10 protein-coding genes are annotated in these 12,353 nt (G+C 74.8%); 5 read left to right on the forward strand and 5 right to left on the reverse strand.

The features are described 5' to 3' along the window. Positions 1–640: 640 nt before the first annotated feature. Together ABT247_RS25995 and ABT247_RS26000 are read left to right on the forward strand one after the other, a co-directional pair. Positions 641–1,810 (forward strand): exonuclease SbcCD subunit D, encoded by a 1,170-nt coding sequence (locus ABT247_RS25995; RefSeq protein WP_350746595.1) that lies wholly within the window; start codon positions 641–643, stop codon positions 1,808–1,810. Further along, positions 1,807–4,962, forward strand: a complete 3,156-nt coding sequence (locus tag ABT247_RS26000; RefSeq protein WP_350746598.1) for an AAA family ATPase — start codon at positions 1,807–1,809, stop codon at positions 4,960–4,962. The genes ABT247_RS25995 and ABT247_RS26000 overlap by 4 nt, the downstream gene beginning before the upstream one ends. A gap of 63 nt (positions 4,963–5,025) precedes the next feature. On the opposite strand, the gene ABT247_RS26005 is transcribed toward ABT247_RS26000, so the two are convergent. Both ABT247_RS26005 and ABT247_RS26010 read right to left on the reverse strand, forming a co-directional pair. Further along, positions 5,026–5,595 (reverse strand): cupin domain-containing protein, encoded by a 570-nt coding sequence (locus tag ABT247_RS26005; RefSeq protein WP_350746601.1) that lies wholly within the window; start codon positions 5,593–5,595, stop codon positions 5,026–5,028. 131 nt (positions 5,596–5,726) lie between these two features. Then, the gene (locus ABT247_RS26010) at positions 5,727–6,512 is read right to left on the reverse strand and encodes an alpha/beta fold hydrolase (protein WP_350746604.1); all 786 of its coding nucleotides are present in this window, start codon (positions 6,510–6,512) and stop codon (positions 5,727–5,729) included. A gap of 113 nt (positions 6,513–6,625) precedes the next feature. Between ABT247_RS26010 and ABT247_RS26015 the strand changes: the two genes are divergently transcribed. After that, positions 6,626–7,147: a MarR family winged helix-turn-helix transcriptional regulator gene (locus ABT247_RS26015; RefSeq protein WP_350746607.1), complete on the forward strand. Its 522-nt coding sequence runs from the start codon at positions 6,626–6,628 to the stop codon at positions 7,145–7,147. A 159-nt stretch (positions 7,148–7,306) separates the two neighbouring features. Here ABT247_RS26015 and ABT247_RS26020 read toward each other — a convergent pair whose 3' ends face one another. After that, positions 7,307–7,543 carry a hypothetical protein gene (locus ABT247_RS26020; protein WP_350746609.1) on the reverse strand — a complete coding sequence of 79 codons (237 nt, stop codon included), beginning with the start codon at positions 7,541–7,543 and terminating at the stop codon, positions 7,307–7,309. Positions 7,544–7,628: 85 nt separating this feature from the next. Here ABT247_RS26020 and ABT247_RS26025 point away from each other — a divergent pair, with 85 nt between their 5' ends. Further along, a complete protein-coding gene (locus ABT247_RS26025; RefSeq protein ID WP_350746612.1) occupies positions 7,629–8,198 on the forward strand; it encodes a DUF1990 domain-containing protein in 570 nt (189 codons plus the stop codon). 34 nt (positions 8,199–8,232) lie between these two features. Here the strand turns inward: ABT247_RS26025 and ABT247_RS26030 are convergent, their stop codons facing one another. After that, positions 8,233–8,688 carry a YjbQ family protein gene (locus tag ABT247_RS26030; RefSeq protein WP_350746616.1) on the reverse strand — a complete coding sequence of 152 codons (456 nt, stop codon included), beginning with the start codon at positions 8,686–8,688 and terminating at the stop codon, positions 8,233–8,235. A gap of 204 nt (positions 8,689–8,892) precedes the next feature. Further along, positions 8,893–9,162, reverse strand: a complete 270-nt coding sequence (locus ABT247_RS26035; protein ID WP_350746619.1) for a hypothetical protein — start codon at positions 9,160–9,162, stop codon at positions 8,893–8,895. A gap of 845 nt (positions 9,163–10,007) precedes the next feature. Here ABT247_RS26035 and ABT247_RS26040 point away from each other — a divergent pair. Next, on the forward strand, positions 10,008–12,215 hold the full coding sequence (locus ABT247_RS26040; RefSeq protein ID WP_350746622.1) for a bifunctional glycosyltransferase/CDP-glycerol:glycerophosphate glycerophosphotransferase: 2,208 nt from the start codon (positions 10,008–10,010) through the stop codon (positions 12,213–12,215). The last annotated feature ends 138 nt before the right edge of the window (positions 12,216–12,353 follow it).

Consider the following 12,353-nt stretch of genomic DNA (forward strand, 5'->3'; position numbering starts at 1 on the left):
CTCACCCCCACCCCGACCGACCGCTTCCGGATCGGCGTCGGGGGGGGGGGGCCCGGGCCCCCGCGGGGGGGGCGCGCCCCGGGGGGGGGGCCGCCCCGGGGGGCGGGCGGGGCCGGCCCCGGGCCCCCCGGCCCGGGGCCCCCCGACCGCGGACCCGGACCTGCGTCCGCTGAGCAGCAGCGCCCGCCGCGCCCGCGTCGGGCCGCCGCGCACCCCCGCCGCGGCCAGCACCTCGTACACCGACTCCCGTACGGTCATGGATTCCCTCCCGTTCGCTCACCCGGTGCCGGACCGCACCGGAGGACGCCGCCGGCTCCGACTCCGGAGTCGCCGACGCCACGGAACATACACAGAGCCACTGACAATCCACCCCTGGTGATCGGACGAGGTCAGCCGCCCCCGCTTCGGGCCGGCCGGCCGCCGACCGACCCTGGCGATTCCCGCCCGCGACCGGCCCGCTTCCGACTGATTTCGACTGATTCCGCCCGTCCGCGACCGGGTCGGCACGGTCCCGGGCCCCTCGGCCGACCGGCCGCCGGCTCGCCGACTCCGGAACCGCCCACCCCTGCGGGACCCGAGTGACCGGCGCGACAACCGGTCCCGGCGGGATTGTCGGTGCCGGGCGCTAGGGTCGAGGACCATGCGACTCCTGCATACCTCCGACTGGCACCTCGGGCGCTCCTTCCACCGGGAGAGCCTGCACGACGCCCAGCGCGCCTTCCTGGACCACCTGGTGGCGGTGGTCCGGTCCGAGGGCGTGGACGCCGTGCTCGTCGCCGGGGACGTGTACGACCGGGCGCTGCCCGGCCTGGAGGCGGTCGCCCTGTTCGACGACGTGCTGCACCGGCTGGCGGACCTCGGGGTGCCGACGGTCTTCATCAGCGGGAACCACGACTCGGCCCGCCGCCTCGGCGTCGGCGCCGGGCTGATCGGGCGGGCCGGGATCCACCTGCGCACCGATCCCGGCGAGTGCGCCGAGCCGGTGCTGCTGGCGGACGAGCACGGGCCGGTGGCGGTGTACGGCCTGCCGTACCTGGAGCCCACGCTGGTGCGCGAGCGGTTCGGGCTGGCCAAGGGCGGCCACGCGGCGGTGCTCGGCGCGGCGATGGACCAGGTCCGGGCCGACCTGGCGACGCGTCCGGAGGGCACCAGGGCCGTGGTGCTGGCGCACGCCTTCGTCACCGGCGGCACGGCGAGCGACAGCGAGCGGGACATCGCGGTCGGCGGGGTCGCCTCCGTCCCCGCCTCGGTGTTCGACGGCGTCCACTACGCCGCGCTCGGCCACCTGCACGGCTGCCAGACGCTCGCCCCCCACCTGCGCTACAGCGGCTCCCCGCTCGCCTACTCCTTCTCCGAGGTCCACCAGCGCAAGACCATGTGGCTGGTCGACCTCGCCGCCGACGGATCCGTGAGCGCCGAACGGATCGACTGCCCCCGCCCGCGCCCGCTCGCCACCCTCCGCGACACGTTCGAGGCGCTGCTCACCGACGAGAGGTACGCCGAGCACGAGCAGTCCTGGGTGCAGGCCACGCTCACCGACGCGGTCCGCCCGAGCGAGCCGATGGAGAAGCTGCGCCGCCGCTTCCCGCACACCCTCCAACTCCTCTTCGACCCCGAGGGGGGCGCGGCCGGGCCGTCCGAGTCCTACGCGGCCCGGGTCAGCGGCCGGGACGACCTCGAGATCGCCGAGGGCTTCCTGCGGCACGTCCGCCCCGGCGCCGAGCCGGCGCCCGACGAGCTCGGCTGGCTGCGCCAGGGCTTCGAGCGCGTCCGGGAGAGCGCCGACCGGAAGGCGGACCTGCCGCGATGAGGCTGCACCGGCTCACCGTCACCGCCTTCGGCCCGTTCGCGGGCACCGAGACGGTCGACTTCGACGCACTCGCCGCCGGCGGGCTGTTCCTGCTCCGCGGCGCGACGGGCGCGGGCAAGAGCAGCGTGCTGGACGCGGTCTGCTTCGCCCTCTACGGCGAGACGCCGAACGCCCGCCGGGCCAACCGGCTGCGCAGCGACCACGCGGACCCGAAGCGGCTGACGCAGGTGGAGCTGGAGCTGACGCTCGGCGGCCGACGGCTGCAGATCACCCGGCTGCCCGAGCAGCGCCGCCCGAAGAAGGTCGGCACCGGCACCACCGTCGAGCGGCCGCAGACCCTGCTGCGCGAATGGACGGCCGACACGGGCGAGGGCTCGCCCGGCTGGCGGCCGCTCAGCAAGTCCCACCAGGAGGCCGGGGAGGAGATCCACCGGCTGATCGGCATGAGCCGGGAGCAGTTCTGCCAGGTGGTCCTGCTGCCGCAGGGCGACTTCGCCCGCTTCCTCCGGGCCGACTCGGAGGAGCGCGCCAAGCTGCTGCGGCGGCTGTTCGACACCGAGCGGTACGGCCACGTGGAGGCCTGGCTCGGTGAGCAGCGGCGCTCCCAGGAGGCCGCCGTCCAGGCCGGTCGGCGCCGGCTGCGCGACCTCGCCAGCAAGGCCGAGCAGGCGGCCGGGCCCGGCGCCGAGCCCGCCGAGGGCTGGGTGCCGGCCGAGGACGACCACGCCGACCTGACCACCGGGGTGCTCGGCTGGGCCGCGGTGCTGCGCAGCGAGGCGGCCGAACGGCTCGCCGTCGCAGAGTCCGCGCTCGCCCTCGCCGAGGCCGCGCAGCAGCAGGCCCAGCAGGGCCGGGAGGCCGCGGAGGAGTTGGCCGGGCGCCAGCGCCGGCACCGTGAGGCGCTGGCCGAGGCAGAGCGGCTGGCCGCGTTCGAGCCCGCCGCGGCCCGGGACCGGCAGCGGCTGGCGGCCGCGCAGGAGGCCGTCGGGGTGGAGGCCGCGCTGCGGCTGCGGGAGAGCGCGGCCGAGGCGCTCGGGCGGGCCCGGGAGGCGGAGCGGCGGCGCCGGGAGGCGCTCGCCCCGTTCGGCCCCGAGGGCCGCAGGCTCGCCGGAGTCGGCACCGGCACCGGCACCGAGAAGGAGGCAGCAGCAGCAGCAGCGGCCGGACCCGCAACGGGCGCTGGAGCCGGCACCGGGCCGGCGGAGTCCGGTACCGAAACGGGCGCCGCGTCCGCCGCCGCCGAGCTCGCCGAGGCCGAGCTGCGGCTGCGGGCCGAGGTGGTCCGCCTCGAGGCCGCCCGGGCCGAGGAGCGGCGCTGCACGGAACTCGCCGGAGAAGCTGGCTCGTTGACGCGGGAACGGCGCGCCGCCGAGGAGCTGGCCGAGGAGGCCGAGGACTGGCTGGCCGAGTTCGACGACGAGCTGCGCCGGCTGGAGGAGCAGCAGTCCCGGGCCCTCGCCGCGACCGCCCGGGTCGAGCGCCTGGACGGCCGGCGCACCGAGTTGGCCGCCCGGCTGGAAGCGGCCAGGGAGCGCGACGCCCTGCGCGCCGAGATCGCGGACGCCGAACCGCGGGTCGCCGGGCTGCGCACCGCCGCGCTGGACGCCCGCGAGCACAGCCTGGACCTGCGGGACCGCCGCCTGACGGGCATGGCCGCCGAGCTGGCCGAGCAGCTGAGGGCGGGCGAGGCCTGCCGGGTCTGCGGCTCGCCCGAGCACCCGGCACCCGCCGAGGCCGGGACGGTCGGGCGGGTGAGCGCCGAGGACGAGGAGCGGGCCCGTCGCGCCCAGACCGCCGCCGAGCAGGCCTGGGACTCCGCCGAGCAGGCCCTGACCGCGCTGCGGGTCCGGGAGGCGACCGCCGCCGGGGCCGCCGGGCCGGAGGGGGCGGACGCGCTCGCGCAGGCGCTGGCCGAGGTGGAGCACGAGCACCGCGCGGCGCTGCACGAGGCGGAGGCGCTCGGCCGGGTCGAGCAGGAGATCGGCCAGCTGGCCCAGGACCGCGCCCGTCGCCTGGACGAACTGCACGAGGCCAAGGAGCGCGCCGCCGTCCTCACGGACCGGCTGCAGGCGGTGGACGCCGAGCAGCGGGAGCTGACCGCCAGGGTGGCGGCGGCCCGGGGAGACGCCGCCTCGGTCGCCGACCGGGCCGCTGCACTGGCCCGGCTCACCGAGGAGGTGGCCGCCACCGCCACCGCCGCGCGGGCCTGCGCCGAGGCGCGGGCCCGGCTGGGGGAGGCCGCGGAGGAACTCGCCAAGGCCGCCGCCGCGGCGGGCTTCCCGGACGCCGCGGCGGCGCTCGCGGTGCTGCTGCCGCGCGAGGAGCGCGAGCGGCTGGAGGCCCGGTTGGAGCGGCACCGCGCGGAGTCGGCCGCCGTACGGCACGAGCTGGCGCTGCCCGAGCTGGCCGAGGCCGCCGCCCGTCCGCCGGTCGACCTCTCCGCCGCCGCTGCCGCGCTCGGCGCCGCCACGGAGCGGCTCGGCCAGGCGCACGCCGCCCGGTCGGCGGCCCGGGAGCGCGGCGCCGCGCTGGCCGAGATCGGGCGGCAACTGACCGCCCTGGCCGCGGGCCTCGCCCCGGCACTGGAGCGGTACGGGCGGATCAACCGGCTCGCCGCGCTGGCCGCCGGCACCTCGACCGAGAACCGGCTGCGGATGCGTCTGGAGTCGTACGTCCTGGCGGCCCGGTTGGAGCAGGTGGCGGCGGCGGCCAGCGACCGGCTGGTCCGGATGTCCGGCGGCCGCTACACCCTCGTGCACAGCGACGACCGGGGAGGCGGCAACAAGCGGTCCGGTCTGGCCCTGCGGGTGGTCGACGCCTGGACGGGCACCGAGCGGGACACCGCGACCCTCTCCGGCGGCGAGAGCTTCTTCGCCTCGCTCTCCCTCGCCCTCGGCCTGGCCGACGTGGTCACCGACGAGGCGGGCGGCATGCCGCTGGACACCCTGTTCATCGACGAGGGGTTCGGCACCCTGGACGAGCAGACCCTGGAGGAGGTGATGGACGTCCTGGACGGCCTGCGCGAACGGGACCGCGCGGTCGGCATCGTCAGCCACGTCGCCGACCTGCGCAGCCGCATCCCGGCCCAGCTCATGGTCCGCAAGGGCCGCCACGGCTCCACCCTCGCCCTGGCCACCCGGGAGGATGCCTAGAGACAAAGCCGGAGCGGGAGCGGGAGCCGGAGCGGGAGAGGCAGCCGGAGCAGCTGCCTGCGGTCAGCGGGTCTTGAAGGACTTGCGCAGGGCCGCGCGGTCCTGCCAGGAGTCCGCCGCCGGGCCCTTGGTCATGTCGGCGAAGAAGCTGTCGTGGCGGACGAAGAAGGCCGCGCGCTCCTCCTCGGTCATGGTCGCCACGTCCGCCAGTCCTTCGAAGTAGCCCTCCCGGGCGGCGCCGGGGGAGAACAGCATCAGGAACTCGGCCGGTTCGCCGGAGATGTTGCCGAAGGAGTGCACGCCGCCGGGCGGGATGTAGAGGTAGTCGCCCCGGGCGGCGTCGAACCAGCGTTCGCCGTCGAAGACGTGGATCTCGCCGGAGAGGACGTAGAACGACTCCGACATCGTCTTGTGGAAGTGCGGGCTGGTGCCGCCCACTTCGCCGGTGAGCCGGTTCTGGTACAGGCCGTACAGGCCGTTGGTGCTGAGCCGGGTCGACAGGTAGTGGAACGTCGAGCCGTTCGGTGCGACGTAGTCGGGCGGTGTGCCCGCCGGGCGGAACGAGGCGACGTTGGTCTCGCCCTCGTCGCGGTCGTACCGGATTTCGGGGTAGTCGGGCGCCAGGAACGACATGGGGACTCCTCTGTTCGGTCGAATGATCAGTCGGACGATTGGTCGGGTGACCGGCGGTGCGACCGGTCGTGCGGCGGGCGGTGTGTGACCGGTCGTGCGGCGGGCGCCCCGCCGCAGGGGTCGACGGAGCGTCAGTCGACGTCGAGGAACTCACGGGTGAGATCGACCAGGCCGCTGGGATCGGCGAACCAGTCCATGTGCCCCTGGTCCTCGACCTCGACGAGCCGACTGCCCGCGATGGCGGCGTGCAGCTGGCGCGAGCCCTCGACCGGGATCATCGCGTCGTCGGCGAATCCGACCACCAGGGTCGGTGCGCTGATGGCCGGGAGCAGGGGGCGGAGGTCCACCCGGCCGCCCAGCTCGATCTGCCGGCCGATGCCGGGCGGTGGCCAGCTGTCCGCCAGGGAGTCAGCGAGCCCCTGGTGGCCGAAGCGGTCCAGGGCTGCCGGACTGAATCCGGTCAACGCCGAGAAGCGCTTGAACAGCTCCCGGTCGGTGTCCAGGAGTTGGCGCCAGGTCCGGAAGTAGTACCGGTCCCGCGGGCCGGTGGAGTGGGCCCAGCCCGCCACCAGCACGAGTCGGCGCACCAGTTCGGGCCGGGTGGCCGCGACCGCGGCGGCGGCGACCGCGCCGAGCGAGAAGCCGAGCAGGTCCACGGGGCCGCTCACCGCCGCCCGGGTGGCTGCGGCGACCTGCTCGGCTATGAGGTCGACGGTCAGCTCCGAGCCGTCGTCCGTGGTCTGACCGCTGCCGCTGAGGTTGGGCCGGACCACCGTGCGGCTCCCGCTGAAGTGGTCCACCACGTTGCCGAAGACCTTCTCGGCGTCACCGCCCGTGCCGTGCACCAGCACCAGACCGGGCCCGTGGCCGTCGACTTCGTAGTGCACTTCGGTTCCGCGTACCTGCGTCAAGGGCATCAGGATCACCGCTCACAAGGTGAGTGCTTGTTAGATGAGTATTAAGATAACGAGCCATTAGGTGAGCGTCAACTAAATGAGTGCTAAAGTAAACGCCGAAAGTGAGGTGACCCATGACCGACGCGGTCGGAGCACTGCTGGAGCAGTGGCGCCGGGAACGCCCCGACATCGACTTCTCACCCATCGGCGTCGTCGGGCGCATCATGCGGATCTCCCGCATGTGGGACAAGGAGATCAAGGACTTCCTCGCCGAACACGGCCTCGAGCCCGGCGAGTTCGATGTCCTCTCCACGCTCCGGCGCTCCGGCGCTCCCTACGAGCTGACGGCGGGCGCCTTCCTCAGGACCTCCCTGGTCACCACCGGGGCCATCACGCTGCGGGTGGACCGGATGCAGGACAAGGGCCTGGTCACCCGGGTGCGCGACGAGGGCGACCGCCGCTCGGTGAAGATCCGCCTCACCGACCACGGCCTGGAGACCGTCGACCGGATCCTGCCCCTCCACCTGGCCAACGAGGACCGCCTGCTGCGGGCCCTCGGCGGGGACGACCGCGAGCAGCTCGCGACACTGCTGAGCGGCCTGTTGGAGTCCTACGGCGATACCCCGGCCCCACCACGGACGGGCACCGGAGCCTAGCCCGGACCGCCCCCCACCCGAAGACGGCGTCCGTCCTCGAACCGAACCCGCACCCGGGTCCGTCCTCGGCCTGGGTCCTGGCTCGCCCCTCGGCCTGGGTCCTGGCTCGTCCCCCGGCCCGAGTCCTGGTTCGCCCCCAGCTCGAGCCCCGGCTCGGCCTCAGCCCGAGCACGCCACCCGCTGCGCCTGCTGCCAGGCGCACACCGGGCACAGCGTGCTGCCCGGCTCGTCCGCCGGCAGCTCCGTCGGCTCCCCGCACAGGACGCAGTCCGCACGCGGCCCGGTCGACTGCGGGTCGTGTCGCAGCGCCGCCTCCGCCGAGCCGTCCGGCGCCGGCGCGCACACCGCCGCACCCTCGGCCACCCCGGCACCGCCGCCCGTCGCGCTGTCAGTCATACCGCCTTCTTACTCCCGGCCTCCGGCGTACGGCAAGGCGCCCCCACCTCCGCCGCCTCCGCACGCCCGGACTAGCGTGTCCCGCATGGTCACCGATCTCCACCAGCGCCTGCGCGCCGCCCGGGCCGCCGCGCCGACCTATCCCGAGGTGGGAGCCACCCGGGGCGGGCGGCTGCCCGACGGGTACGCGCACCTGCGGCGGAGGGTGCACCTGGGGCGCGGGCCGGAGGTGCTGGAGCGGGCCGGGCGGTACGTGCTCGGCTGGGGCACCCAGCTGGGGACGGGGTTCGCGGTGTGGCCCGGCGGCCCGGTCCGGGAGGGGGCCACCGTCCTGCTGCGGCTGGCCCTGCCGGGCAGCCGGTGGCCGCGCCTGGTGATCCCCTGCCGGGTGGTGTGGACGGTGGACGGACCGCAGCGGATCGGGTTCGCCTACGGGACGCTGCCCGGGCACCCGGAGCGCGGCGAGGAGTCGTTCGTGGTGTCGATGGACGCCGACGGCGAGGTGTGGTTCGAGGTCACCGCGTTCTCCCGGCTGTCCGCCTGGTACGCCCGGCTCGGTCGCCCGATCGCCCTGCTCTGTCAGCACCTGGCGATCGAGCGCTACCTCGCCGTCGTGGCCGGACACGTCGCCGCCGGCCCGTCCGCACAGCCCTGACCGAGGAAGGACGGCCCTGACCGGGAGGACGGCCCTAACCGAGGAAGGACAACCGCACGGTGCGCCGCGGGTTGTCGCCGTTGGTGTCGATGAGCACCACGGACTGCCAGACGCCGAGCGCCAGTTGCCCGCCGATCACCGGCAGGGTGGCGTGCGGGGCGACCAGGCCGGGCACCACGTGGTCCCGCCCGTGGCCGGGGCTGCCGTGCCGGTGGCGCCAGCGGTCGTCGGGCGGGAGCAGGTCGCGCAGGACGGCGAGGAAGTCGTCGTCGCTGCCGGAGCCGGTCTCCAGCACGGCGATCCCGGCCGTGGCGTGCGGGACGAAGACGTTGAGCAGGCCGTCGCGCCCGGCGGCCCGCTCGTTGAGGAACTCGGCGCAGCGGTCCGTGATGTCGAGCGCGACCTCGCGCTTGCCGGTGGTGATCTCCAGGGTGGTGGTCTGGAAGGATCCGGTCGATCCGGTTGCCGGGGAGTGGTTGTTGTCCGCCATGGCGCCATCCTCACCCAGGTCAGCGGGCCCGAAGGACCGCCCCGCCGTACGCGCCCCTCGTCGGGCGGGCGCGGTCGCGGAGCATGAGAGGTTCAGACCACAGGGCGACGTCCGAGGGGCGGCGCCCCGGGTACGACGAGGACCCGACGCACCAGGTGGTCCGCCGGGTCGCGTCGGGGCCGTACGGCCGCGACCGGGCGGCCGCTAGCCGCGTCCGCCGAAGAGGCTCCGGCGCAGCCGGCGCAGCGGCGCCAGCAGCGAGACCCGGGTGTGGCGACGGCGGGCCGCCGCCTGGGCGTCGGCGCCGCGCGGCGTCAACTCCCTTATCAGCCCGAGTGCCTCGGCGGTGTCCACCGCCGGGAGTGCGGGCGCGCCGAGCACGGCCAGGTGTCGGTCGATCCGGCGGCCGGTCGCACCGACACCGCACTGGATCGCCGGCACCCGGGGCCGAGTCCGCACTTGCATGTGTTCCATCAGTTTTCCCACCCCTACGAGGCGCCAGGGCCGTGAGGCGAAGACTATCCGTGACAGAGGGCCTTCGTGCAACCGTCCTTGGTGTGGTGCCACCGTATCGTGCGGCGTCAACTGACGATGCACCAGGGGCCACCCGGGCGGTCACGACTAGGCATCAATGATGGTGCACGACCCGCTGTCCGTCAGCAGGGCCAGGAGGCACGGACCCGGCGCCCGTCCGCCGCCGTGCGCGCCGGGCGCGCGGCGCGACCCCGGCGATCGGCGCGACCCTGGCGATCGGCGCGACCCCGACGGTGCGGTGGCCCGCGCCGGACGAGCCGCCCCGGCTCTGCCGAGTACCGACCGGACGCCCCGACCGGACGCCGGGAACTCCGCGACCGGACACCCCCGGCACCCCCGCCCGCATATAGGGGACAGCCAGGGGACAACCACCAGATCGACAAAACGATCATTTGCGCCCCGGCCGACGTCAGCGAGCTGCTTCAGGAAGTGAACACATACGAGGGATTGACTCGCGTCGATCCTCCAAGCAATATCTGTGACAACGCGCTGGTGCCCGCACCGCATCACGCGCGCGTTCGAGTGATGAATCAACTGATCATCGACTCGATCGAACTCCGGCTCCCGCGAGCCACTGCCCGGTCACCTCGACGCTGCGGTGGCCAGGCTCGCAGGGTGCCCGGACCGGCGGCCGGCCGTAGAGGGTCGGCCGGGCCGCCGACCAGACTGCCGGTGCCGCCCCGCACGGGGCCCGGCACCGGCGGTTCCGGGCCCCTCCCCCGCCCGCCGCCGCCGGGCGGACGTCCGCGCAGGTCGCGTGCGGTGGATCGGTAGACTCGGCCAGCGTGTCCCTCCTCCTCAGCATCGTGCTCCCGGTCCACGGCGTGGAGCGGTACCTGCCGCGCTGCCTCGACTCGATCCTCGGCGAGACCAACGCCGCCGAGACCCGTTTCGAGGTGATCGCGGTCGACGATCTCTCCCCCGACGGCTCCGGCGCGATCCTGGACGCCTACGCGGCCCGCGACCCCCGCCTCAGGGTCCTGCACCTCACCGAGAACCAGGGCCTCGGCGGCGCCCGGGCCGCCGCCCTGCCGCGGGTGCGCGGGGAGTACGTCTGGTTCGTGGACAGCGACGACTGGGTGCCCGAGCGGACGGTCGGCGTGATCCTCGACGAACTGGAGGAGGAGCGCCGCCGGGAGACCCCGGCCGACGTGCTGCTCACCGACTTCGTCCACGTCTACCCGGACGGCGGGACCGAGCCCAACCCCTGGCGGCACGTGCTGGTCGGCTCCCCGCTGGTCGAGGGCTGCACCGTGGCCGAGCACCCGGCGCTGTTCCGGACCGTGATGTCGGTGTGGAACAAGGTCTTCCGCCGGGCCTTCCTGGAGGGCCTGGGCGTCTCCTTCGGCCGCGGCTACTACGAGGACATCTCGGTCACCTACCCCGCGCTGCTGGCCGCCGAGCGGCTGCGCTACCTCGACCGCCCCTGCTACTTCTACCGTCGCGGCCGCGACGGCGCGATCACCGCCACGGCCTCCCCCAAGCACGCCGACGTGTTCGCGCAGTACGACGCGATCTTCGCCTTCATCGACCGCTGGGGCCGGTCCGGCCGCCCCGGCTCGCCCGTCCCGGAGTCGCTGCGCACCCTGGTCTTCGACCGGACCCTGCGCCAGGCGCTGAACGTCTACGACACCCCCGGGCTCGTCCCCACCGACCTGCGCAAGGACTTCTTCCGCCGGATCTCCGAGCACTTCGAGCGGCACCGGCCGGCCGACTACCGCTTCCCCGGCGGCGTGCGCGGCGTCCAGTACCGGCTGGCCGCGCGCGGCGCCCGGATCGCCTACGCGGAGCTGCGCCGCACCGGCCGCCTGCCGCGCGACCTCAAGCGCGGGGCACGGGCGGTGGCGCCGGCGGTGAAGAAGGGGGTGCGCAGCGGCGCCCGGTTCACCGCGTACAACGCCTTCCGCCGCCTCCCGCTGGACGAGCACCTGGCGGTCTACGCCGCGTACTGGCACCGGGGTTACGCCTGCAGCCCGGCGGCGATCTACGAGAAGGCGAAGGAACTCGCCCCGCAGATCCGCGGCGTGTGGGTGGTGGAGAACCGCGCCCAGGCCGCCACCATGCCGCCCGGCGTGCCGTACGTGATCGTCAACACCCCCGCGTACCTCAAGGCGATGGCGACCGCCAAGTACTTCGTCAACAACGTCAACTTCCCGCGCACGATGGTGAAGCGGCCGGGCACGGTGCACCTCCAGACCCAGCACGGCACGCCCCTCAAGGCGATGGGCATGGACCTGCGGGGCCGCCCGGAGGCCGCCGAGGGGATGGACTTCGACCGGCTCCAGGAGGCCATAGACCGCTGGGACTTCCTGGTGTCCTCCAATCCGCACACCAGCGAGCACTTCGCCAAGGCCTTCCCCGGCCGGTACGAGATGCTGGACACCGGCTACCCGCGCAACGACCGGCTGGCCAACGCCACGCCCGAGGAAGTCCGGGCCATGCGCGAGCGGTTGGGGCTGCGGCCCGGCACCACGGCGGTGCTGTACGCACCGACCCACCGCGGCGGCAAGGGCGGCTACGTGCCGCTGCTGGACGTGGCCGAGCTGGCCCGGCGGCTCGGCCCGCGCTTCACCCTGCTGGTGCGCACCCACTACTTCCACACCGGCGGCCCGGGCGACCTGTCGGCCGGCGAGGACGCGGCGGAGATCATGGACGTCTCGGCGCACCCGACCGTCGAGGACCTCTACCTGGCGGCGGACGCGCTGGTGACGGACTACTCGTCGATGATGTTCGACTACGCGGTGCTGGACCGGCCGGTGGTGATATTCGCGCCGGACTGGGAGGAGTACCGGCACGAGCGCGGCGTCTACTTCGACCTGTTCGAGGAGCCGCCGGGCGCGGTCACGGTGGACGTGGACGGGCTGGCGCGCGCACTGCGGGCGGGCGATCCGGAGCCGGCGGCCCGGGCGCGGTTCCGGGCCAGGTTCTGCGTCTGGGACGACGGCGGAGCGGCGGAGCGGGTGGTGCGCCGGGTGTTCCCGGTGACGGGCTGACAGGCTGACGGGTGACCGACGGGTGACCGACGGGTGACGGGGGCGGGGGGCGCGGGGGGGGGGGGCCCCCCCCGCGGCGCGGGGGCCGCGCGGGCGCGCCGCCCGGAACACCACCAAGTACCGGTTACCCAGGGGTCG

The sequence above is a fragment of the Kitasatospora sp. NPDC001539 genome, from assembly GCF_040298565.1.
Classification (GTDB): domain Bacteria; phylum Actinomycetota; class Actinomycetes; order Streptomycetales; family Streptomycetaceae; genus Kitasatospora.

Bases quoted from the DNA above. Each gene is read 5' to 3' on its own strand.
- ABT247_RS25995 (WP_350746595.1), top strand. From the start codon at position 641: ATGCGACTCCTGCATACCTCCGACTGGCACCTCGGGCGCTCCTTCCAC.
- ABT247_RS26000 (WP_350746598.1), top strand. From the start codon at position 1,807: ATGAGGCTGCACCGGCTCACCGTCACCGCCTTCGGCCCGTTCGCGGGC.
- ABT247_RS26005 (WP_350746601.1), bottom strand. From the start codon at position 5,595: ATGTCGTTCCTGGCGCCCGACTACCCCGAAATCCGGTACGACCGCGAC.
- ABT247_RS26010 (WP_350746604.1), bottom strand. From the start codon at position 6,512: ATGCCCTTGACGCAGGTACGCGGAACCGAAGTGCACTACGAAGTCGAC.
- ABT247_RS26015 (WP_350746607.1), top strand. From the start codon at position 6,626: ATGACCGACGCGGTCGGAGCACTGCTGGAGCAGTGGCGCCGGGAACGC.
- ABT247_RS26020 (WP_350746609.1), bottom strand. From the start codon at position 7,543: ATGACTGACAGCGCGACGGGCGGCGGTGCCGGGGTGGCCGAGGGTGCG.
- ABT247_RS26025 (WP_350746612.1), top strand. From the start codon at position 7,629: ATGGTCACCGATCTCCACCAGCGCCTGCGCGCCGCCCGGGCCGCCGCG.
- ABT247_RS26030 (WP_350746616.1), bottom strand. From the start codon at position 8,688: ATGGCGGACAACAACCACTCCCCGGCAACCGGATCGACCGGATCCTTC.
- ABT247_RS26035 (WP_350746619.1), bottom strand. From the start codon at position 9,162: ATGGAACACATGCAAGTGCGGACTCGGCCCCGGGTGCCGGCGATCCAG.